This window comes from Clostridium sp. 1001271B_151109_B4 (genome assembly GCF_015670405.1).
In the GTDB taxonomy this organism is placed as follows: domain Bacteria; phylum Bacillota; class Clostridia; order Clostridiales; family Clostridiaceae; genus Clostridium.
Window position 1 is genome coordinate 19,495 of the sequence record NZ_JADPBQ010000013.1, and the last position, 23,227, is coordinate 42,721.

At 27.4% G+C, this 23,227-nt stretch carries 19 protein-coding genes and 2 tRNA genes; 19 read left to right on the forward strand and 2 right to left on the reverse strand.

From position 1 onward, the window contains the following. Position 1: 1 nt before the first annotated feature. From I4V63_RS10125 to I4V63_RS10140, 4 genes are all read left to right on the forward strand, one after another. Positions 2-75, forward strand: a tRNA-Trp gene (locus I4V63_RS10125). 159 nt (positions 76-234) lie between these two features. Next, positions 235-2,433, forward strand: coding sequence for a DNA helicase RecQ (gene recQ, locus I4V63_RS10130; protein WP_196001139.1), 2,199 nt, complete (start codon positions 235-237; stop codon positions 2,431-2,433). A gap of 238 nt (positions 2,434-2,671) precedes the next feature. Then, positions 2,672-2,745, forward strand: a tRNA-Trp gene (locus I4V63_RS10135). Positions 2,746-2,925: 180 nt separating this feature from the next. Next, positions 2,926-3,780: a PRD domain-containing protein gene (locus I4V63_RS10140; protein WP_196001140.1), complete on the forward strand. Its 855-nt coding sequence runs from the start codon at positions 2,926-2,928 to the stop codon at positions 3,778-3,780. A 166-nt stretch (positions 3,781-3,946) separates the two neighbouring features. On the opposite strand, the gene I4V63_RS10145 is transcribed toward I4V63_RS10140, so the two are convergent. Continuing rightward, positions 3,947-4,786, reverse strand: coding sequence for a phosphatase (locus tag I4V63_RS10145; protein WP_196001141.1), 840 nt, complete (start codon positions 4,784-4,786; stop codon positions 3,947-3,949). 183 nt (positions 4,787-4,969) lie between these two features. On the opposite strand from I4V63_RS10145, the gene I4V63_RS10150 reads away from it, so the two are divergent. The 9 genes from I4V63_RS10150 to rpsA all read left to right on the forward strand — a co-directional run bounded on the left by I4V63_RS10150 (position 4,970) and on the right by rpsA (position 15,381). After that, positions 4,970-5,920, forward strand: coding sequence for a PD-(D/E)XK nuclease family protein (locus I4V63_RS10150; protein WP_196001142.1), 951 nt, complete (start codon positions 4,970-4,972; stop codon positions 5,918-5,920). Positions 5,921-5,975: 55 nt separating this feature from the next. Then, the gene (locus I4V63_RS10155; protein WP_196001143.1) at positions 5,976-6,230 is read left to right on the forward strand and encodes a hypothetical protein; all 255 of its coding nucleotides are present in this window, start codon (positions 5,976-5,978) and stop codon (positions 6,228-6,230) included. Positions 6,231-6,376: 146 nt separating this feature from the next. Further along, on the forward strand, positions 6,377-6,559 hold the full coding sequence (locus tag I4V63_RS10160) for an alpha/beta-type small acid-soluble spore protein (protein ID WP_196001144.1): 183 nt from the start codon (positions 6,377-6,379) through the stop codon (positions 6,557-6,559). Positions 6,560-6,773: 214 nt separating this feature from the next. Further along, entirely contained in the window at positions 6,774-7,907 is a 1,134-nt protein-coding gene (locus I4V63_RS10165) for a DNA repair exonuclease (protein WP_196001145.1), read from the forward strand. Beyond that, positions 7,897-10,602, forward strand: coding sequence for an AAA family ATPase (locus I4V63_RS10170; protein WP_196001146.1), 2,706 nt, complete (start codon positions 7,897-7,899; stop codon positions 10,600-10,602). The genes I4V63_RS10165 and I4V63_RS10170 overlap by 11 nt, the downstream gene beginning before the upstream one ends. 84 nt (positions 10,603-10,686) lie before the next feature. After that, a complete protein-coding gene (locus tag I4V63_RS10175) occupies positions 10,687-12,483 on the forward strand; it encodes a DNA mismatch repair protein MutS (protein WP_196001147.1) in 1,797 nt (598 codons plus the stop codon). Positions 12,484-12,502: 19 nt separating this feature from the next. Then, positions 12,503-13,408 carry a 3'-5' exonuclease gene (locus I4V63_RS10180; RefSeq protein WP_196001148.1) on the forward strand — a complete coding sequence of 302 codons (906 nt, stop codon included), beginning with the start codon at positions 12,503-12,505 and terminating at the stop codon, positions 13,406-13,408. A 108-nt stretch (positions 13,409-13,516) separates the two neighbouring features. After that, the gene (locus tag I4V63_RS10185) at positions 13,517-13,936 is read left to right on the forward strand and encodes a CBS domain-containing protein (RefSeq protein WP_196001149.1); all 420 of its coding nucleotides are present in this window, start codon (positions 13,517-13,519) and stop codon (positions 13,934-13,936) included. A gap of 299 nt (positions 13,937-14,235) precedes the next feature. Beyond that, positions 14,236-15,381, forward strand: coding sequence for a 30S ribosomal protein S1 (gene rpsA / locus I4V63_RS10190; protein ID WP_196001150.1), 1,146 nt, complete (start codon positions 14,236-14,238; stop codon positions 15,379-15,381). Between the two features lie 303 nt (positions 15,382-15,684). Here rpsA and pyk read toward each other — a convergent pair whose 3' ends face one another. Continuing rightward, positions 15,685-17,103, reverse strand: a complete 1,419-nt coding sequence (pyk, locus tag I4V63_RS10195; protein WP_196001151.1) for a pyruvate kinase — start codon at positions 17,101-17,103, stop codon at positions 15,685-15,687. A 127-nt stretch (positions 17,104-17,230) separates the two neighbouring features. On the opposite strand from pyk, the gene I4V63_RS10200 reads away from it, so the two are divergent. The 6 genes from I4V63_RS10200 to mreC all read left to right on the forward strand — a co-directional run bounded on the left by I4V63_RS10200 (position 17,231) and on the right by mreC (position 23,226). Then, positions 17,231-18,682 carry an aminoacyl-histidine dipeptidase gene (locus I4V63_RS10200; RefSeq protein WP_196001152.1) on the forward strand — a complete coding sequence of 484 codons (1,452 nt, stop codon included), beginning with the start codon at positions 17,231-17,233 and terminating at the stop codon, positions 18,680-18,682. 297 nt (positions 18,683-18,979) lie between these two features. After that, complete coding sequence (locus tag I4V63_RS15925) at positions 18,980-19,777, forward strand: SPOR domain-containing protein (protein WP_196001153.1); 798 nt, start codon at positions 18,980-18,982, stop codon at positions 19,775-19,777. A 273-nt stretch (positions 19,778-20,050) separates the two neighbouring features. Beyond that, on the forward strand, positions 20,051-20,617 hold the full coding sequence (locus I4V63_RS10210; protein WP_196001154.1) for a Maf-like protein: 567 nt from the start codon (positions 20,051-20,053) through the stop codon (positions 20,615-20,617). 40 nt (positions 20,618-20,657) lie between these two features. Beyond that, positions 20,658-21,347 (forward strand): DNA repair protein RadC, encoded by a 690-nt coding sequence (radC, locus tag I4V63_RS10215; protein WP_196001155.1) that lies wholly within the window; start codon positions 20,658-20,660, stop codon positions 21,345-21,347. Positions 21,348-21,364: 17 nt separating this feature from the next. Further along, on the forward strand, positions 21,365-22,384 hold the full coding sequence (locus I4V63_RS10220; protein WP_207746551.1) for a rod shape-determining protein: 1,020 nt from the start codon (positions 21,365-21,367) through the stop codon (positions 22,382-22,384). Next, positions 22,384-23,226 (forward strand): rod shape-determining protein MreC, encoded by an 843-nt coding sequence (gene mreC, locus I4V63_RS10225; RefSeq protein WP_196001156.1) that lies wholly within the window; start codon positions 22,384-22,386, stop codon positions 23,224-23,226. The genes I4V63_RS10220 and mreC overlap by 1 nt, the downstream gene beginning before the upstream one ends. The last annotated feature ends 1 nt before the right edge of the window (position 23,227 follow it).

Sequence of the window (23,227 nt, forward strand, 5' to 3'; positions counted from 1 at the left end):
AAGGGGTATCGTATATCGGTAGTACAGTAGTCTCCAAAACTATTAGGCTAGGTTCGATTCCTAGTACCCCTGCCATAGAAGCTAGTAAGATTTTCTTGCTAGCTTTTTTTATTTTTTATAAAAAAAGATAAAATAAATTTGTGATACTACACAAAGTGAACAAATGTTTGAATAAATTTATTAGTAATGTTAATAATTAAGAGGAAAAATATCTTTGATTAGTAAGGAGAATTTATGAATAGAGCACTAGATATATTAAAACAATATTATGGGTATGCTTCATTTAGGGAAGGTCAAGAAAATATAATAAGAGAAATACTAAATGGTAATGATGTTTTAACTATCATGCCAACAGGTGGAGGTAAATCTATTTGTTATCAAGTACCTGCGATGTTGTTAGATGGTATAACAATAGTGATTTCTCCATTAATATCTCTTATGAAAGATCAAGTTGATAATATAAATAATTTAGGGATTAAGTCAGCATATATTAACTCTTCATTAAACAATAATGAAATAAATAATATTTTAGATGAAGCTGCAAAAAATGAAATAAAAATACTATATGTCGCACCAGAAAGATTAGAATCACAGTCATTTTTAGAGCTTATAGCTAGTATTAATGTTTCTATGATAGCTGTAGATGAAGCACATTGTGTATCACAATGGGGACATGATTTTAGAGGTAGTTATAGGAGAATTAGTAGAGTAGTTTCACTTTTAAGAAACAGACCTATAGTTGCAGCATTCACAGCAACAGCCACTGCTGAGGTTAGAGATGACATAATCAAATTATTAGAATTAAATAATCCAAAGGTATTTATGTCTGGTTTTGATAGAAAAAATCTTAAGATAATAATAGAGAAAGGTGTAAATAAGAAAAATTACATTTTAGACTATATAAATAGTAATAAAGATGAATCAGGTATAATTTATTGCTCTACTAGAAAAGAAGTTGATAGCCTATATGATTTATTAAGTTCTAAAGGATTAGAAGTGGAAAAGTATCATGCTGGATTAAATGATGAATATAGAAAAGAAGCTCAAGAAAGCTTTATTTATGATAAGGTAAATGTAATAATTGCAACAAATGCATTTGGTATGGGAATTGATAAACCTAATGTTAGATATGTAATACATTATAATATGCCTAAAAATATTGAAGGTTATTATCAAGAAATAGGTAGAGCAGGAAGAGATGGTGAGGATAGTGAGTGTATAATGTTATTTTCACCTGGCGATGTTCAAACTCAAAAATATATTATTGAAACAGCAACGGAAAGTACTGTAAGAAAAGAAAATGAACTTGAAAAGTTGCAAACAATGATAAATCTTGTTTATACACAAGATTGCTATAGAAAATATATATTAAATTATTTTGGTGAAGGGTACGATGAAAAGTGTAATAACTGTAGTAATTGTGAGACCCCAGGAGAGTTAGTTGATAAAAGTATAGATGCTCAGAAAGTAATATCTTGCGTTTATAGAATGGAACAACGTTTTGGTATTGGTATGGTTGTAGATGTTCTAAGGGGTTCTAAAAATAAGAAGGTATATGAATTGGGATTTGATGAATTATCTACTTATGGAATAGTAAAAAATTATACAAAGGATGCATTAACGGAATTTATAAATATGTTAATTTCACATGGGTATTTAAATTATAAAGGAGAATATCCTGTTTTGAAATTAAATCAATTATCTATGGATATAGTAAAAGGTGAAAAGCAAGTATTTGTTAAGGAACAAGTAATTAAGAAGATTAAAGTTGAAGAAAATGAATTATTTACGATATTAAAAGAATTAAGAATGGAGATTTCAAGAGAAGAAAAAATACCTCCTTATATGGTATTTGGAGATTCGACTTTAAAGGAATTGAGTAATAGGATGCCAATAACTGATGAACAGTTCTTAGATATAAGTGGAGTAGGTAATTCGAAGCTAAATAAATATGGTGCTACATTTATTACTAAGATTAAAGAATATATTGAAGAAAAAAATATAGAAGTTAATTGGAGATTTAGAAAGGCTAAGAGCGCTAATATATCGTTTGATGAAGTTTTAGATAATGATGACAATAAAAAATCTAGTAAAGTCAAAGAAGATGGAGAAAAAAGAAAATCTTATGACATTACAGTTGACTATATTAAGTTAGGAAAAACATTAAAAGAAATTGCTAAAGAAAGAAGTTTAGCATTGGTGACAATAATGGGACATATACAGCAATATATTTCCGAAGGAAATGAAGTTGACTTCAAGATAAATTTTGATGAAATTTTCGATAATGAGGAAGAAAAAATAATATTAAATGCAATAGATGAAGTAGGATATAATAAATTAAAAGATATAAAAGAAATAGTACCATCAGAAATAACATATGATGCAATAAGAGCAGTAGTATTAAAAAAGGTAATTAGCGAAGTTGCTAACTAAATTGTTCATTATAGTAAAGCACAAAAATAAAGCTGATGCTATTTGCAACATAGATAATTAACTAATTTAAATTAGATTAGGTTTAGTGATTTTCAGCTGGTAATAAATAAAAAATAAATGGAGTATCGGAAGGGAAGTTACAATAAATTAAGCGAAAAGCCCACTTCCTTAGGTGTGGGATGGATAATATTTTCAGTTGACAATAATTATAAGGTCATGGTAAAATAGTCAATGTTGAAGGGGTATCGTATATCGGTAGTACAGTAGTCTCCAAAACTATTAGGCTAGGTTCGATTCCTAGTACCCCTGCCAAACTTAAAAAAGACTTAGCATAAAATGCTAAGTCTTTTTACGTATTATACAAGTATTAGACTTAATTCATTTAATTGACAAGTAAATATTTAAAGTGTTAGAATACTAATGTAATATGCCTAAATTGGGAGCAATCTTAGTTTAGGCTATTTTTTTAGTACCATAAGGGGAGTTTTATAAATGATAGTTGAAAAAGTTTTAAATAATAATGTTGTTGTTTCAATTGATCCTAAGACTAAAAAAGAAGTAATACTTATGGGCAGTGGAATAGCATTTAATAAAAAGCCGGGGCAACAAATAGATGAAAAGAAAATTGAAAAGACATTTATAGTGGATGATGAAAATCTAGGAAATAAAATTAAAAAGTTAATCAATCAAATTCCGGATGGAATATTTGAACTTACTGATGAAATAATTACTTATGCTATTGTAGAGCTTAATACAGTATTAGATAAGCAAATTTATATTTCGCTAGCAGATCATATTGCATTTGCTGTAAAAAGGTTTAGAAGTGGAATTATAATAAAAAATGAGTTGTTAAGCGAAATAAGAAGAGTGCATAGGGCGGAATTTAAGGTTTCGTTATGGGCAGTTGATTATATAAATGAAAAATTAGGGGTCGAATTGCCAGAAGATGAAGCTGGATTTATTGCACTACATTTTGTAAATGCAGGATATAGAGAGACAACAATGAAATCTATAACTTCAACTAAAATTATTAAAGATATATTAAATATAATTAAATATAATTTTGCAATAGAATTAGATGAGGATGAGTTAAATTATGATAGATTATTAACTCACTTAAAGTATTTTGCAAAACGTATTGTGAATAATAATCAAAATAATAGTACCGATTCCGATTTTATTAAGATGATTTCAACAACATATCCAGAAGCATATGAATGTGCAGTTAAGATAGGTGATTATATATTGAAAAATAATAATTATTATGTAAATGACGATGAGATAGTTTACTTAACTATGCATATTCAAAGAGTTATTACTGTAGCACGTGAAAATAATGTTAAATAGAAAGAGAAGTACAAAAATTTAATATTAATAAATAAGAATTTTGAATAGCGGTAAGTTTCAAGTTAAGAAAGAAGTTAATCTAAATTTTAATTTAGGTAGATATATTTTTGAAAAATTATAAGAAATTCATCCTTAACTTGTTACTTACTACTTAAAAAAGAAAATTTTAAGATTGTTTAATCCATTCAGAGTAAGGTGTTGAATAATTTTCGGATTTATTTTTTTCAACATAATTATAGAAGTCTTTTAAGAATTCTAATTGAGTAGAGTTATCATGAAGATTAATTCCACCAATATTATATTGATAAGTTAATAATTGGTCTAATGATAAATTACTAGTATTTTTAAGTGCTTGATACATAACCATGAATGAAGTGGTTCTTCCTTCGCCAGCATCGCAATGGAAGTGAAGGTGTAAATCATCAGGTTTATTCTTTATGAATTCTACAAATTCGTCGACAATAGTAGGTGTTGGTGCACCATTATCTTTTACGGCAAATCTTTTATATTGCATTCCTGAATCTGTAACTACAGTAGATTCATTACTAACAAAATCAGCAGTTAAATTTTGAATAGGAGCACCGGTACGTCTATAGAGTGGGACTGTGCTACCGATTTTAATTTTGTTTAATAAAGAGTTCTCTGTGTTAATAGTTTCTTCCGTTGTAAAGCCATTATTTAAGTCCTTATATCTATCAAAAAAACTTATAGCAAATTCGTTTACCATTCCATGTGATTCTTGTCTTAAATCTACAATGCATATATTTTCTTTTGCAATAGAATCCTTTAAGTTTTTTGCTTGTTCTTTAGTAAATTGAGCGCTTCCAGAAATGTTTAAAGTAGGAATATCTCTAAATCTATCAGGTAGACCAACATTAGAGCTACCATCACGAACAATTAATACTTCATTCTTTTTAGAAGAAATTAGTGGGATAGCAGAAACTAGTGAACTACATATAAAAAATAAACTGATACAGATTAGTAATTTAAAAGAAAAATTTTTCATAATTAACCTCCAATAATTAAATTTAATAATATTTTTTGTAAATCAACAAAATTTATTCTGAACTGATGGAAACATAATTTATACTATAATTAAGAAAGTAAATTTTTATTTTATTAATTTAAAAATATATTTATATGGAAGTATAATAAAAATATTATTATGTAATAAATAGGAGAATGGAAAATGAGTGAAGGATATGAAGAACGTAAATACCCAGAAAAATCTTGGTCAATTTCGAGAATGAAGACATTAGATTCTTGTCAAAGAGAATATTATTATACGTACTATGGAAGTCATAATGGATGGATTTTTAATAGTACAGATGAACAAAAAATAGCTTGGAGATTGAAAAAGTTAACTAATTTGTGGATGTGCTTTGGAGAGGTTGTTCATAAGCAGATTAGAGGAATAATTAACATATGTAAAAAAGATAAAAGTAAGTTTATGAATGCAAATAGATTTAATGAAATTACGTTAAATGAGCTAAGGGGAATTATTAGAGAGAGTATTAATAAATATAATACAAAGGAATGGGATGAGTATCCTAGAGGTAATATGCTTCAAGAATATTATTATGGTGGGAAAATATCTAATGAAACAGGAGAAGAATTAAAAGAAAGATTAATTCAATGCGTTAATAGTTTTTATGTTTCCAAAACCTTTGAAGATATATTGAATGAGGAAACTATAATTATAGAAAATGATGAAGATATATTTAATAGTTTTAATTATGAAGGCTTAAAGGTTTATTCTAAAATAGACTTATTATATAAAAGCTTTGATGGTTATTATGTAATTGTAGATTGGAAAACAGGAAAAGTTTCTAAAGATGATAAGGAACAATTGCTTGTTTATGCATGGTATGTAATTCAAAAATATGATGTTCATTATTCAAAAATTAAGGGGAGAATTGAATATTTATTAGATGGTAATGTAGAGGAAATCATATTTAAATGTGAAGATATTGAATATATAAAAGCAAAAGTTGATAAAGATTTAAAAATTATAAATTATTATTTAGATGATATTAGTTTAAATAAACCTAAAGAAAAAAGTGTTTTTGAAAAAACAGAAAAAAGTTATAAATGTAGTCAGTGTAAGTTTAGGCTTATATGTAAAAATGATAATGATTAAAATATTGTAATTTGGATAGAACTTAAGATAAATTATTTTAATATGAGGTGAATCAATGAGCTTTATTCAAATACAAGGAGTAATATTTTTTAGTATAATAATTTGTTCACTAATAGGTGGAAAGAAAGCTTCGTTAATGGCAAGCTTGGTATGGGTAATTGAAACATTTATAGTATATAAAACGAGTAAAGTTAATTATCTTCAAGTTATTTCTGTGTCTTTATCATTTCAAATAGGAATGGTCTTAGCAATTGCAAGAGATTTTATAGTTAAGAGACTGAAGAAGATTACTAATAAGGAAAACAGTTGAGATAAATCCAAATTAATAAATTATAGGTATTATTTACTTGTAATATAAAAATTCATAGTGGTTAATATAATAGTGTAAACAAGATATGACTTAAATAAATTTAAGTTATGTTTACAAAATACCGGAAGCCAAAGGAGGAATTCATTATGTCAAAAGCATTAGTTCCAGAAGCAAAACAAGGATTAAGCGCATTCAAAAATGAAGTTGCAGCGGAAATGGGTGTACCATTCACTGATTACAATGGTGATTTAACTTCAAGACAATGTGGTTCCGTTGGTGGTGAAATGGTTAAGAGAATGGTAGAACAATACGAAAGTGGATTAAAGTAGAAAACCACTAACGGGTACAAAACTAACGAATTAGAGGAAACAATACTTCGAGAGGGTGAGTACTGTTATGGGTGAAATACCACCAGAAAATTAAACTATCATTCAAAAAAGAGAAGAGTTACATTAGAGTAGGAGTTCTACAATAATGTAGCTCTTTTCTTATGCCCATAAAAATGGTAAAATATGAACAAAAGTTCGCAAAGTAGGTGATAGTATGAAACAAGTTAAAATTTTACATTGTGCTGATTTGCATTTTGATACACCTTTTAAGGAGCTTACAAAAGAAGTTTCAGAAAATAGTAAAGAAGAACTGTTAGAAGTATTTAAAAATATAATAGATTTAACCGTAAAAGAAAATGTAGAGGTATTACTTATTGCAGGGGATGTTTTTGATAATTTAACAGTTAATAAGAATACCTTATTTTTTATAGCAAATGAATTAAAGAAAATAGAAAATGTAAAAGTATTTATTTCACCAGGAAATCATGATCCTTATAACGAAAAGTCATTTTATAAGATGATTAATTGGCCCGATAATGTTTATATATTTAAAGGAGAACTTGAATATAAAGAAGTTAGTGAGCTGAATCTAGTAGTTTGGGGCGCTGGATTTAATGCTAATTATGAGCATGAAAGCTTATTAAAAGAAATTAATGTAGATAGAAGTAAGATAAATATTATGGTTATTCATGGTGAAGTGGAAAAGGGAAATGCGAAAAATGAATATAATCCAATTTATCTAAATGAAATAGGAAAATCAGGTTTAGATTATATTGCAATAGGACATAGACATAAATTTTCGGGAATTCTTAAAGAAGGAAACACTTATTATGCATATAGTGGTTGCCCTCAAGGACGGGGATTTGATGAAGAAGGAGAAAAGGGAGTAATTATTGGAGATGTATACTGTGGAGGAGTATCACTTTATTTTAAACCTATTTGTAAAAGAAAATATATAACTCAAGAAATAGATATTAGTGATATTAATACTTATGATGAATTAATATCAAAGATATTGTCTCAGGTAAATGATGATAATTTCAAGCAAAATTTTTATAAGATAATTTTAAAAGGGGAGATAAAAGAGCATTTTTATTTAAATGAAAGAATATTAAGTGAAAAAATAAAGAGAGAATTTTACTATATAAAGATTATTAATACTACGAGTATTGCAGTAGATTTAGATCAGGTAAGTCAGGATTATTCTGTAAAGGGTAAGTTTGTAGCTAAAATAATGAAGAAGATAGAAGAAGCAAGTGGTGATGATGAAAAAGAGTTATTAAGGCTTGCATTAAAATTAGGAATTCAATGTCTTTCAGAAGAAGAGGTGAATTTAAATGATTATTAGAAATGTGAATATAATTGCTTTTGGTGGAATTAAAAATAAAAAAATAAATTTTAATAAAGGATTAAACATAATATATGGAGAAAATGAAGCTGGTAAAAGCACTATTCAAGCATTTATAAAAGTTTGGTTGTATGGTTTTTCTTCTTATAAAGGTAAAGATTATAAGTTAAATGAAAGAATTAAATATACACCTAATAGTGGTGAAGCTATAAGTGGGGAACTTAGTATATTACATGAAAATAAGGAATATATAATACGAAGAAAATTCGGAAGAACTAAAAAAGAGGATGTTTCAATTATTATAGATGCTATTACTGGTGAAGAAATAAGTTTTATTAATAAAGATGAACCAGGAAGATATTTTTTTAATATAAATAGAGCCACATTTGTAAATACATTATTTATTGGACAATTAGGTGTAGGAGTTAAAAGGGATAAAGAAGAAGAGATATTAGACAAACTATCAAATTCAATAGGAACTGAAGAAGGACAAGTATCTGTAGATGTAGCATTTAATAAGCTAGATAAATATAAAAAATCTATATCAAATGTAAGAAAAAATGGAAAGCTTGATTGTTTAAGAAACAAATATAGTGATTTGCTTAGTGAAAGATATGAAGCTTATAAATTATCAAATCATAATATAGATAATGAAGAAAAATTAATTCAATTAAATGAAGAAAAGAAAAATTTAAATAAAGAAGTTGCTAATTTGGAAATATATAAAAAATACTTAAAAAAGATAAAAATAAAAGAAGAGTATCAAGAAATAGCAGAGTATTTTAAGAAGAAAGAAGATCTAAAAAATAAAGAAGTATCAATAAGTAAATCATTAAAATTTAAAGATGAAATAATAAATTATAATTTCATAGAAAATCTTAAAGAAGAATATACTATGTATTTAAACTTATTAGATATAACTAAAGAAGAAGAAGAAAGAATTTCTATTAAAGAAGAGAAATTAATGGATTTAAAAACTCCATTACGTAATTATTATTATATGGAGAACTTACCTGAAAATATATTAAGTAATTTAGAAGCATTAAAAATAAAAAATGAATTATTAAATGAAAAGGTTGAAATAAATAATTCGATAGAAAGTGAAATTGAATTTTTAAAGGTTAAGGAAAAAGAAGCACAAAAACTAATAGGTTCAGCAATAGAAATTAAAAATTTTAAGGGTGATATAGAGGAACTATTTGTAAGATATGAAGATAAGTTGAAAAGTTTAAAATTCATAATGGAAAATAAAAGTGAAGTTACTGTACAAAATACAATGTTTTTAATTTTATTAGGAATAGTATCATTAATAAGCATTACCTTAGGTATATCCCTTAATAATTCTATTAAGTTTATATTTTATATAATTGGCATAGTTATATTATTTTTTTTAGGTGCTAATATATATACTAGTAAATTAGGATTAGGAAAAAACAAAACAACATATCAATTAAATGAAAGTATTAGAAAAATTGAAATAGAATTAGATAAATATTGTGATAAATTAAATGTTAATAACTATACAGAATTATTAAAAAAATTAAAAGTTTATGATGATTATTTAAGCTTACAAGAAAAGATTAATAGTAAGATGAATGAAAAATTAGCGCAAAGGAAATTATTATCATTAGATAAGGCTTTACGTGACCATGAGGAAGTTAATAATGAGATAGAAGAGTACTTAAAGGTTTCATCATTAAGTAGTTTAGAAAAATTAATTGCTGAGATTTATAAATATAAAGAGTTAGCTAAAGGATTTACTAATTTAGAAATTGAAATAAATAATTTAAAAAGAAATTTAAATAGAACTAAAGAACAATTATTAATCAGAGAAGAAAAGTTAAATAAAAGTTTGAGTTCTATAGGATTTAATAATGTGAATTTAGTTGATGTTGATGAAATTATTAAAGAACTAGAGGATAAGCTAAGAAAAAGAGATGAAATAAATAAAAGCCTCACATCCGTTGAAGAAGCATATTCAGCATTAACTAGAGGAAAAGATATTGAAGCAATAAAGGAAGAGTTAAGTGATGTAATAAATATAAATACTAATTATTCTTACGAAAATGAAGATGAAATAGATGATGCTATTAGAGAAAAAAATATAAGACTTGTTGAAGTTGAAAAGAAAATAAAAGATATAGAAAATGAAATAAAAAATAGATTTAATGGTAAGAGAGATATTCCAACTATTGAAGAGGAAATCAAAGCGGTTGAAAGTTATATAGAAGAGTCTGAAAAGTATCTTAAGGCTAGTAATATTACCGATGAAATATTAAATGAAGTTTATAATGAGATAAGAGGAAGTTTTGGGCCGATTCTTAATAAAAATGTTATTTCTTCTTTTAAAGAGTTAACTAATAATAAATACAAGGATGTTATGGTATCAGACACTTATGAGATGAAAGTAAAAGATGCTAATAATATATTATCAGCAGATATACTAAGCAATGGAGCAAATGATCAATTATATTTATCTTTAAGGTTAGCTTTTATAGAAATGATATTTAAAAATAAAAAAATTCCTATATATTTAGATGATGCATTTGTTCAATATGATGATATACGTATGGAAAAGACAATTAAGTATTTAATAAGGGGAAATTTTGAGCAGTATATTTTGTTCACTTGTCAAAGAAGAGAAGAAAATGTAGTTAGAAAAAATAGCATTGAACATAAATATATTAAGTTATAAGTGGTAATCAATAAATTATTATGGATTAAATGGGAAAAATAGTCTAAACTATTGATTATAGAATTATTTTAAGAGGTATCAAGAATGGAAAAGGCATTAAATTATTACAATGATAATATAAAAAGAGTTAAAGAAAAATTAGCAAAATTAGAGAAGACATTGTTAGTTTTTTCAACGTTAAGATTTATAATTGTTATTTTATGTATTGGAATGATGTATTATTTCTATAAGCAAAATAGTATAGAGGCAATAGGAGGCAGTTTTTTAATTTCCTTAATATTATTTATAATAGTTGCATTTTTCCATAATGAACGGATAAATTGCAAAAAAAGGTTACTAGTTATATTAGAGTATAATGAAAAAGGACTAAAGAGATTAGATAATACTTGGAAGGAATTTAGTGATATAGGTGAAGAATTTATTGATAGAAATCATAAGTTTTCAAGTGATTTAGACATATTCGGTAAAAACTCTTTATTTCAATGGATTAATTTAACTAAGACTAAGTTTGGAAGAAAAAAACTTGCTAGTAAGATGATAATGAATTCATTACCTAATAGGTATGAAATAGAAGAAGAGCAAGAAGCAATTAAAGAATTAGCAGATAAAAGGGAGTTCTGTGAAAGAATTTATTTTGAGGCAAGTATAGAAAATAAGAAAAAAGAAAAACTTAAAGAATTGTTAGAATGGGCTTTAAGTGAAGAGAAAAATAATTTTACAGTTAAATATATATCATATATATTTATTGTAATTACATGCATAATATTATTTTTAACCATTATTGGGCGATTATCCATTTCATATTTAATATTAGATTTAGTTATTAATTACTTAGTTATTAAATTGTTAACAAAAAGATTAAGTGATGTAATTGATATTTTTATAAATAATAAGAAAGATATAGAGAAGTACAGTAAATTACTTTCAATTATACAAGATGAAAAATTTTATTCTAAAAAGCTACTAGATATTCAAAAGGATTTAGTAAGTTCAAATATTAACTGCAAGAGTGAAATGAAAAAGTTAAAAAATATTATTTCTTGGTTAGGGGATAGTACTTCTAATGCCTATTATTTATTAATAAATGTATTTTTTATGAGTGATATTTTTATTTTAAGTAACTTACAGGAGTGGAGAATTAAAAATGGATATAAGTTAGAGAAATGGCTTGAAGATATGGGAGAAGTAGAAGCTCTTGCAAGTCTTTCTACAATAGCGTTTGAACATGAAGAATGGACTTATCCAACTATTTCGGGAGCTAATGAAATTGAAGCTGTTGAATTAGCACATCCTTTATTAGGAGAAAGAGCGAAGGCTAATAATTTCAACCTTAAAGGTAGTGAGAAGGTTGCATTAATTACTGGATCAAACATGTCAGGAAAGAGTACTTTTTTAAGAACTATAGGATTTAATATGGTACTTACTTATTTAGGATTGCCTACTTTTTCAAAAAGATTTAAGTGTGGAATAAGTAATATTTATACTTGTATGAGAACACAGGATAATTTAGATGAAAATATATCATCATTTTATGCTGAAATATTAAGAATAAAATTAGTTATAGAAGCAGCACAAAATGGTGAAAAGGTATTTTTCTTATTAGATGAAATATTTAAGGGAACTAACTCGCAAGATAGACATGATGGTGCGAGAATTTTAATTGAACAGCTTGTAAAACTTCAAGGTGTAGGATTGGTATCAACTCATGATTTAGAGTTATGTGATTTAGAAAATGAAAAAAGTTGGTTAGTTAATTATAATTTCAGAGAATATTATAAAAATAATAAAATAAACTTTGACTATGTACTTAGGAGAGGTATGAGTAAGACTCAAAATGCAAAACATTTAATGAAGTTAGCAGGTATTGATATAGAAGAGTAAAGAGAGTGGGGGAATAAGGGTGGCTTTTATAATAATTGATTTAGAGTTTAATAATCTAAGTGGTATACATAAATGTATACCAAATGTTTATAATGACAATCCAAATTTAAAAAATTTAGATTTGGATAATGAAATAATAGAAATAGGGGCAGTAAAGTTAGATGCACATATGCAGCCTTGTGAAGAGTTAAAGGTATATATAAAACCATCTGTTATTCCAGTCATAAATCCTAAAATCTTAGAAATAACTAAAATTAATATTAAAGATTTAGAAAATGGAGTAGGATTTGTTGAGGGGATTAACAAATTGAAAGAAATGGTTAATGAGGGAGATATCATTTGCTCATGGGCAAAGGATGATATTGCAGAAATAATAAGAAATGCTAATTACTATGGATATGATGATTTAAGCTGGATAGATAATTATTTGGATATTCAAGAGTATGTAACTAAAATACTTGGATATAGAAAGTCATTAAGTTTAAAAAATGCTCTTAAAGCATTAAAAATAAAAGTAAATGAAGATTTATTACATGACGCTTTAAATGATTGTATTTACACAGCGCATGTGTTTAAAAATATGTATAATTCACGAGCTGTGAAAAATTACATAGTAGAAGATATTTTTAAAATGCCAGCTTTAGAAGTAAGATCATTAGAAGGTATTGAATTAAATTACGAAAAAATAAATCAAGTGTGTCCAAAATGCAAAAAGAAGTTAGAAATTGATTATCCGTTTAGCGTAGTTGGATGGAGATTTATATCATTAGGCACTTGTTCTAAGTGTAATAGTAGGGTTTTAGATGAACTTATAGTAAAGAAAAGTTTATGTGGTGAGGAGATTTATAAGGAAGTTGCTACTGTTATAGATGAATATGATTATCTAAGATATGAAAATAAATTAAAAAATAAAATTTATAATTAATAATGAATAAAATAAATAAATTATTAAAAGTTTTATGATATATAACATTTACATTTTATATATGATAAAATTAAAGAGAAGTAAGATTTAAAGGAAAGGACAGAAGATATGAATATTGCATTTCTTTTAACTCCTAAAAGTGAGGTTATTTATGAATATATAGATGCAACCATGAGACAAGTAATTGAGAGAATGGAGCATCATGGTTATACGGCAATACCGTTAATAGACAAGCAAGGAAAGTATGTAGGAACTTTAACTGAAGGTGATTTACTATGGAAGTTAAAAAATACAGCTAATCTTAATTTTAAAAATACTGAAAATGTTAAAGTAAGTGAAATAGCTATAAGAACAAAGCATAAGAGTGTTTCTATTAATGCTGATGTAGAAAGTATCATTAGATTAGCGACTACTCAAAACTTCGTTCCAGTGGTTGATGATGAAGGAATATTTATTGGAATAATAAAAAGAAGTGACATAATAAATTATTGTTATAACGCTATTAAGAAAGAAAAAGAATTATTATAATATAAAGTGAAATTCAAAATTTAATACTTTGTTAATTGAACTTACTCAGCGACTGAAAGGAGTCGAGTTTCCTAAGTGAAATTCAAAATTTAATATTTTGTCAATTGAACTTACTCAGCGACTGAAAGGAGTCGAGTTTCCTTTAATATCTCCCCTATAGGGTAGACAGTTAAGATAAGAAATCTGCCATTGTAGGGGGATTATATAAACAAAGTAGCTTTTTTTCTTCTTTTACTTGTATAAAATTTACTGGTGACTTAAAATTGAAAGTGATATGTTTTACAAAGGAGTGATTAGTTATGTCAGTTGAATTAAATGAGAATTCAATGGGAGATCTTTTAAATGAATTTGATGTAAAAAGAATTAATTCAGGAGATATATTAAAAGGTCAAATTATAGATGTTAATGATAAGGAAGCGACTGTTAATATTAATTATGCATTCGATGGTGTAATAGCTAAGGAAGAATTAGTTATTGGAGACGTTTCACCTGTTGATGTTGTTAAACCAGGAGATATATTAGATGTATACGTTATTTCGCCGAATGATGGTGAAGGATATGTTAAGCTTTCTAGATTAAGAGCGCTTCAAATTACTGAAAAAGAAGATTTAAAGAAAGCTTTTGATAAAGAAGAAACTATAAAAGTTATTGTTAAGGAAGAAGTTAAGGGTGGATTAGTTGCTTACTATGGATCTATTAGAGTATTTATACCAGCTTCTTTAGCTTCAAGAGAAAGAATAGAACTTAAAACTTTACTAGGAAAAGAAATTGAAGTAAGATTAACAGAATTAGATTTAAGAAACAGAAAGGTTATTGCTTCAAGAAGAATTTTAGAAGAAGAAGCTTACAATATAAAGAAGAAAGAGCTTTGGAAAAGTGTTAAGAGTGGTGAAAAAAGGGAAGGTACAGTTAAGAAGATAATAAAAGCTGGTGCTATTGTAGATATTGGTGGAATAACAGGATTAATTCACATTAATGATTTAGCTTGGGAAAGAGTTAAAAGAGTTGAAGATGTTGTTAATGAAGGAGATAAGGTTACGGTATTTGTAGGTGATGTAGATGCTGAAAATGAAAGAGTCTCACTAATATTAAAAGATGTAGATAAAGAACCATGGAAGGTACATGCTGATAGTATAAAAGCTGGAGATGTATTAGAAGGTAAAGTAGTTAAGTTTATGTCTTTTGGTGCATTTGTAGAATTATTTCCAGGTGTTGAAGGGTTAGTTCACATCAATGAAATTACTGATGAAAATATAGCTAAACCTTCAGATGCTCTTGAAGTTGGACAAATGGTTAAAGTTAAGGTTCTTGATATTAATAAAGAAAATAAGAGAATTTCTTTAAGTATTAAAGATGCTGTTGAAAGATCAAATGAATACTTACAATACAATGATAATGATGGTGACGTTACACTAGGAGATCTATTCAGCGGGTTATTCAATTAATTAAGGGTAAATGTAAAAAAGTAATGATATTATCTACAGGAATTAGTATAATTTTCGTTAAGAATTTATATCCTCCTTTTCATAAAATCATTACTTTTTTATTAAGCTTAGGTAATTTGATTTATGTTATTAGAATAGTCAGTGTTAGGTTAAAGTTTAGTTAACTTTGTGGAACTAGAAAAAAATTAAATGTTATATCGAAGGGAATATTGAAATTGAGCCGTTGAATTATATAAATTCAAAGTGAGATTTCATTAATCACGTAGAGATAACATTTAATTTTTTCGTTAGTCAATCAAGAACCTATAGTTTTTCGATTTTAAGCATATTTGTTCCACCAGTGTAGTTTGTTGGCATACCAGCAGCAATAATAATGTCGTCACCCTTATCTGCTAAATTCAATTCTGTAACAATCTTTTTTGATTCATTTAAAATATCATCAGTAGTTGCAAATTCTTCACATAAAACAGGATGAACACCAAAATTTAAGCTTAATCCACGCATTACTTCTTCGTGAGGAGTAATAGCAATTATAGGACATTTTGGCTTATACTTAGAAACAAGTTTTGCTGTTGAACCAGAGTTAGTTGCAGCAACGATTGCTTTAGCATTAAGAACATTAGATGTTCTACAAGTAGAGTAGCTAATAGCTTCAGCAAAATCATACATTGCAGGTTCTTTTAAACGTTGATTTAAATAATTATAATCTAAATGAAGTTCAGTTTCTTTGGCTATTTTAGACATAGTTTTAGCTGCTTCTATTGGATATTGTCCACTAGCACTTTCTCCACTTAGCATAATTGCATCTGTTCCATCAAAAATAGCATTACAAATATCGCAAGCCTCGGCCCTAGTAGGTAAAGAATTTCTTATCATTGAATCAAGCATTTGAGTTGCTGTAATTACTATTTTCCCAGATTCATTACATTTTTTTATAATTTTCTTTTGAATAATAGGAACCTTTTCTATTGGGATTTCAACACCCATGTCACCTCTAGCAACCATTATTCCATCAGCTTGTTCCAAAATAGAATCAATATTATTTACACCCTCTTGACTTTCTATTTTAGCTATGATTTGAATATTATTTCCATTATTATTATTGAGAAGTTCTCTTATTTCTTTAATATCTGAAGCTTTTCTGATAAAAGAGGCTGCTACAAAATCTACACCCATCTTACAGCCGAAAACTAAATCAGCCTTATCCTTTTCAGTTACAGATGGTAAATTAATACTGACATTAGGGACGTTAACGCCCTTGTGATTTTTGATAACTCCATCATTTAATACCTTACATATTATATCTTTTCCTTTTATATCAATAATTTCAAAGTTAATTAATCCGTCATCGACTAATATAGTTCCTCCAACATTTACATCCTCATATAATTGAGAGTAAGAAATAGAACATTCTTGGGCATTGCCTAATATTTCAGTACCACATTTAAAGGTAAAGGTTTGATTTGCTTTTAATTCAACTCCATCATTTATGAAATTATGAGTTCTTATTTTAGGGCCTTTAATATCAAGCATTATTGCAGTTGGGGTATTAAGGTTAGTTCGTATTTTTTTTATTAAGTCTATTTTTTGTTTATGAGTTTCCTGTGTTCCATGAGAAAAATTTAATCTAGCTACATTCATACCAATTTTAATAAATTGCGTCAAAGTATCTTCATCATCACTTGCTGGACCAATTGTAAAAATCATTTTAGTTTTTTGCATAAAAACACCTCACTTTATCAAAAATAAAAATTATAAAATAATAAAATAAATTTGTTTTATATAGATTATGTTGCACTAATTGATATATAATTATTTTAACATAATTAAACAGTGAGGAGACTTAAAAATGAAAAATTTACAAAATTTAGAACCAAAAGCGGTTTTTGAGTATTTTGAAGAGATTTCTAATATTCCAAGAGGATCAGGAAATGAAAAAGGAATAAGTGATTATTTGTTGAACTTTGGTAAAGGATTAGGTCTTGAAAGCATACAAGATGAAGCATTAAATGTTATTATAAAGAAACCAGGTACGCTAGGATATGAAAATGCACCTACAGTAATTATTCAAGGTCATATGGATATGGTATGTGAAAAAAATAATGGCGTAGAGCATGATTTTGAAAAAGATCCATTAAAATTAAGAATAGTTGATGATTATATATATGCAACAGATACTACATTAGGAGCAGACAATGGTATAGCAGTGGCTTATGCAATGGCTATATTAGCCTCAAATGATATTCCACATCCACCAATAGAAGTATTATTAACTACTGATGAAGAAACAGGAATGTCAGGGGCAATGGCAATCAAGAAAGAAAATTTAAAAGGAAAGATTTTGATTAACCTTGATAATGAAGAAGAAGGGTATCTTTTAGTTAGTTGTGCAGGTGGAATAAGAAGTACAGCTACTTTAAATATAGATGAGCAAGAGATTGTTAGTAAAAAGTTAATAAAAATTAATATATCGGGGTTAAAGGGTGGTCACTCTGGTATGGATATAATTAAGGAAAGAGGAAATTCTAATAAAATCTTAGGTAGAGTACTTAAGGGATTATCAAGAGAAGTGAAATTTAATCTTGTTAGTTTAAATGGAGGATCTAAAAATAATGCTATACCTAGAGAGGCAGAAGCAATAATAGCTATTAATGCTAATGACGAGAATACTGCAATAGAAGTAATAAAGAATTGGAATAATATTATTGAAAATGAGTTAAGAGCACAAGATCCAGGCTTAAAAATTGAAGGATCAGTAACTGATATTAAATCATACAAAGAGTTTACAGATGAAAGTACAAAGAAAGTTGTAGATTTACTATACATTTATCCAAATGGAATTAATACTAAGAGTACAGAAATTGAAGGATTAGTAGAAAGTTCAACTAATTTAGGAGTGTTAACTACAAAAGATGGAGTAGTAGAATTTGATTCAGCGATTAGAAGTTCAATTCCATCATTGAAAGAAGAAATAGTTTTAAGAAGTAAAACTATAGTAGAACTTTTAGGTGGAAAGTTTGAAACTACATCTGATTATCCAGGATGGGAATATGATCCTAATTCAAAAGTTAGAGATATATGTCAAAAGGTTCATAAAGATATGTATGGAAAAGAAGCAAAGATTGTTGCTATACATGCAGGAGTTGAATGTGGATTATTTAATGAAAAACTTGGTGACTTAGATATGATAAGTTTTGGTCCAAATCTTTATGATGTGCATACTCCAGATGAACACATGAGTATCTCATCAGTTAAAAATTGTTATGAATATTTATTAGGAATATTGAAAGAAATAAAGTAATAAAAAAAAGAATTAAATTTAGATTTAATAAATTTAAACTTTAGAATTTATTTTAATGAAGACTTGTTAATTAGAAGGTGTCTATTTGACACAATACAATTAACCAGGTCTTCATTTTTGTTATTATGAAAAATATTTTTAGTACAGTATAAGTAAAAGATTGAACTTTAATAATTTAATTTACAAACTGGTATTGGAATTAAAAGTTTTTATTATGTATATATAAGATAAATAATGAATATATTGTAATGTAATAAGTAAAAGTTTTAGAAAGTTAGAGATGGGGTGGATGAGAAAGTGAGGTATACAAGGTATAACTATAAGAAAAGTAAAAAAAATAGTGGACTTGCAAAAACTATATTATCATTTTTAGCTATGAGTGTATTTGTTGTAATCGTTGGGATAATGCTTGCTAATATAATTGTACATTTTTTACCGTTAAATGATGCTGGTGAAACGCAAGCGAATTCTGGAACGGTAAATCAAAGTGAAAATATTGATAGCGGTGAAGCAGAAAATGTAGTTGATAATAGTGAAGATGTTCAAACAAGTAGTGAAGTTGATAATAGTACACAAGGTCAAGAAAGTGCACAAGGAAGTATAAATACAAGTTTTATGGCAATTCAATGTGGGTATTTTGCTAATGAGGATAATGCAAAAGAGGCGTATAGCAAAGTATCAAATGGGTATGGTGCTTTTATATATAATGAATCAGATAAGTTTAAGGTAATAGCTGGATTATATACATCAGAAGAGGGGCAAACAATAATGGACACTTTAACTAGTAACGGTATAGAATGTGCTAAGGTATCATTTGATTTAAGTTCAAGTGATAAAGTACAAAGTCAAATTGCTGGAATTTATAATGGGTATTTAAATATATTAGATATGGCATTCAAAGATGATGTAAAATCAGTAGATACATCAGATTTTAAGAAATGGGTCAAAGAACTTGATGTAATAAATGAAGGGGATAAAAGTGATGTATTAACTGAGCTTAAGAATCATATTAATGATATGGCATCAGAAATAAAGAAAGAAGACGTAGCAAATGAAATGCAATATTTATACAAAATTTTATTAAGTTTTAGTTAATTAAAAAAATAATGACATTAAATATCAATAATTGTAAAAAAATTAAGAAAATCTTAAGGGAATATATATAATATTCTACAAAAAATTCATATATAAAAAGAGGAAAGTGCTTGTTTGAACATCTATTAAGTGATAAACTATATTAGAAAAAAGATAGGTGGCAAGTGTTTTACCTCTTTTTTTATTATGTTTAAATTAAATTTTAAAGTCAAGTGTAAGACTAACGTTTAATTGGGAATAATAAATAATAAATAACTGTAGGATGTGATATGTTTGAAGTTTATATTAGCATCTGCTTCGGATCGTAGAAAAGAATTATTATCAAGAATAATAAGTGATTTTGAAGTAAGGATTAGTGACTTTGATGAGGAGACAGTAGCGGTTAGTAAAAACATTGAGAAATATGTTAAAACACTCGCAGAAGGAAAAGCTAAATCAGTAGCATTAAATTGTACTAATGATTCTATAATAATAGGGGCAGATACAATTGTTGTTATAGATGATAATATACTTGGAAAACCGAAGGATAAAGATGATGCGTTTAGAATGCTTAAATTATTAGGCAATAATGTTCATAAGGTTTATTCAGGAGTTGCAGTTATTAACAATGAAAAGCAAGTAATGGAAAGTGAATGTCTTTATACAGAAGTTTATTTTTCGGAACTTTCAGATGAGGAAATATGGAGATACATAGAAACAGGAGAATGTTTAGATAAAGCAGGAGCCTATGGAATTCAAGGTTATGGTGGAGTATTTGTTGAAAAAATAAATGGCTGTTACTATAATGTAGTAGGACTTCCACTAAACTTATTAAACAAGATGATAAAGAATGTTTTATAATTAGGGGGAATGGGTATATTATTACTTATAAGGAGTATTTATGACGAATAATATTAGGGTAAATGATATACCATTAAATGAGAGACCTATGGAGAAGTTACTTCAATTTGGAGTTGATACTTTATCTAATGAGGAGCTTTTAGCTATATTATTAAGAACTGGTACAAAGGGAGAAAATGTCATAGCTTTAAGCAGGAGATTGCTTGCTGAGCTTGATGGATTAGACGGACTTTTAAATGTAAGTTATGAGGAAGCAAGTAAAATTAAAGGTATTAAAAAAGTGAAATCTTGCCAAATAATTGCCATGATGGAGTTAGTTAATAGGATTAGAACTTTTAAATCTCAAAAAGAGATAGTTAGAATTTCATCACCTAAGGATATCGCAACATTATTAATTAATGAAATGGTTAATTTAAAGCAAGAAGTATTTAAATTGATTTTATTAAATACAAAAAATATTGTGATAGGAACTAAAGATATATTTAAAGGAACATTGAACTCATCTATAGTTCATCCAAGGGAAGTTTTTAAGGAAGCAATTCAAAGAGGAAGTGCAAATGTAATAGTTTGTCACAATCATCCATCAGGAGATCCCAATCCTAGTAAGGAAGACATTGATATCACTATTAGATTAAAAGAATGCGGAAATATTATAGGAATTGGATTGTTAGATCATATTATAATTGGTAATAATAAATATGTTAGTTTAAAAGAAAAAGGAATTATATAATCGAAAGGGGAATTCATATGGGATTTTTCAGTAGTAATAAAGATATGGGAATAGATTTAGGAACAGCTAATACACTTGTTTTTGTAAAAGGAAAAGGGATAGTATTAAGCGAACCTTCAGTTGTAGCTATAAATAGTAATACAAGAAGACCTTTAGCAGTTGGGCAAGAAGCAAAGCTTATGATTGGTAGAACACCAGGGAACATTGTAGCAATAAGACCACTTAAAGATGGTGTAATTGCAGATTTTGAAGTTGCACAAACTATGCTTAAAAAGTTAATTGAAAAAGTAACAAGCAAAAGTGCATTTACAAGTCCAAGAATTATAGTATGTTATCCATCAGGTGTTACTGAAGTTGAAAGAAGAGCTATAGAAGAGGCGGCTAAATTTGCAGGAGCAAGAGATGTAGTTTTAATGGAAGAGCCAATGGCAGCAGCAATTGGAGCAGGGCTTCCAGTTGGAGAACCAACAGGTAGCATGATTGTTGATATTGGTGGTGGAACTACAGAAGTTGCTATTATTTCTTTAGGAGGAATAGTAACTAGCAAATCATTAAGAGTTGCTGGTGATGAGTTAGATCAAGCAATAATAGCTTATGTTAAAAAAGAATTTAGCTTAATGATAGGTGAAAGAACTGCTGAACAAATTAAGATGGAATTAGGGTCAGCTTATAAGATTGATGAAGAAAATGCATCAATGGATATTAAGGGAAGAGATATGATAACAGGACTTCCAAAGATAGTGACAATAACTGAAGATCAAATAAGAGAAGCATTAAAAGAACCAGTTTATGCAATTATTGAGTCTATTAAAACTACTTTAGAAAAGACTCCGCCTGAATTATCTGCGGATATAATGGAAAAGGGAATAATGCTAGCTGGTGGAGGAGCTTTATTAAAGGGACTGGATAAATTAATAAACCACGAAACAAATATGCCTGTTCATATCGCTGAAACGCCATTAGATTGTGTTGTTTTAGGTGCAGGTAAAGCACTAGATAATTTTGATGAATTAAGCAAAACTCAAAGAGGTCAATAATGAAACCTTTTAAAAACAAACTGGCAGTAACTATAGTGGTACTGTCAGTTGCCTTTTTTGGGATAATTGTATTTAGTATAAAGAGCAATTCAAATATTATATCTAGTGGTGTTGGTGGTGTTATTAGTCCATTACAAAAGATTGTTTATACAATAAATGAAAAAGTAAAGGGTTCCTTTGATTTTTTTATTAACTTTTCTAATGTAAAAAAGGAAAATGAAGAGCTTATAGCAAAAAATGCTGAACTTGAAAATAAATTAATAGAATACGAAAGAATGAAAGATGAAAATACAAGATTGAGAGAAATGTTCGATTATTCACAAGCTGATGAAAATTATGATTATTTAGGATGTAATATCATTGGCTATAGTGGAGGAAATATCTCTAATGGATATATAATCGATAAAGGAACTAAAGATGGAATTGAAAAGGATATGGTGGTAATGACACCTGCCGGATTAGTTGGAAAAGTAACAAAGGCATCTTCAAGTTTTGCTATTGTTCAAACTATTTTAAATGAAAATATTGCAGTAGCAGCTATGGTTGAAAGTACTGATGAAACAACGGGGATTTTACAAGGTATAACAGATAGTAAAAATAAAAAATTAACTGAATTATCTAATATTCCAATTGATTCCGCAATTAAAGAAGGAGATATAATATTGACTTCTGGATTAGGGGAAATGTATCCTAAGGAAATTAGAATTGGAGAAGTTGTTTCAATAGAAGTAGATAATGTAGGAATTATGAAGAGAGCGGTAGTTAAGCCATATGTAGACTTTAATAAGCTTGAAGAGTTGTTTGTCGTTGTTCCAAAAGAAAAGGTTGATATTGGAGAATAGA

What these genes read in the sequence shown, in the direction of transcription:
- recQ (WP_196001139.1), top strand. Translation starts at nt 235, where the DNA reads ATGAATAGAGCACTAGATATATTAAAACAATATTATGGGTATGCTTCA.
- I4V63_RS10140 (WP_196001140.1), top strand. Translation starts at nt 2,926, where the DNA reads ATGATAGTTGAAAAAGTTTTAAATAATAATGTTGTTGTTTCAATTGAT.
- I4V63_RS10145 (WP_196001141.1), bottom strand. Translation starts at nt 4,786, where the DNA reads ATGAAAAATTTTTCTTTTAAATTACTAATCTGTATCAGTTTATTTTTT.
- I4V63_RS10150 (WP_196001142.1), top strand. Translation starts at nt 4,970, where the DNA reads ATGAGTGAAGGATATGAAGAACGTAAATACCCAGAAAAATCTTGGTCA.
- I4V63_RS10155 (WP_196001143.1), top strand. Translation starts at nt 5,976, where the DNA reads ATGAGCTTTATTCAAATACAAGGAGTAATATTTTTTAGTATAATAATT.
- I4V63_RS10160 (WP_196001144.1), top strand. Translation starts at nt 6,377, where the DNA reads ATGTCAAAAGCATTAGTTCCAGAAGCAAAACAAGGATTAAGCGCATTC.
- I4V63_RS10165 (WP_196001145.1), top strand. Translation starts at nt 6,774, where the DNA reads ATGAAACAAGTTAAAATTTTACATTGTGCTGATTTGCATTTTGATACA.
- I4V63_RS10170 (WP_196001146.1), top strand. Translation starts at nt 7,897, where the DNA reads ATGATTATTAGAAATGTGAATATAATTGCTTTTGGTGGAATTAAAAAT.
- I4V63_RS10175 (WP_196001147.1), top strand. Translation starts at nt 10,687, where the DNA reads ATGGAAAAGGCATTAAATTATTACAATGATAATATAAAAAGAGTTAAA.
- I4V63_RS10185 (WP_196001149.1), top strand. Translation starts at nt 13,517, where the DNA reads ATGAATATTGCATTTCTTTTAACTCCTAAAAGTGAGGTTATTTATGAA.
- rpsA (WP_196001150.1), top strand. Translation starts at nt 14,236, where the DNA reads ATGTCAGTTGAATTAAATGAGAATTCAATGGGAGATCTTTTAAATGAA.
- pyk (WP_196001151.1), bottom strand. Translation starts at nt 17,103, where the DNA reads ATGCAAAAAACTAAAATGATTTTTACAATTGGTCCAGCAAGTGATGAT.
- I4V63_RS10200 (WP_196001152.1), top strand. Translation starts at nt 17,231, where the DNA reads ATGAAAAATTTACAAAATTTAGAACCAAAAGCGGTTTTTGAGTATTTT.
- radC (WP_196001155.1), top strand. Translation starts at nt 20,658, where the DNA reads ATGACGAATAATATTAGGGTAAATGATATACCATTAAATGAGAGACCT.
- I4V63_RS10220 (WP_207746551.1), top strand. Translation starts at nt 21,365, where the DNA reads ATGGGATTTTTCAGTAGTAATAAAGATATGGGAATAGATTTAGGAACA.
- mreC (WP_196001156.1), top strand. Translation starts at nt 22,384, where the DNA reads ATGAAACCTTTTAAAAACAAACTGGCAGTAACTATAGTGGTACTGTCA.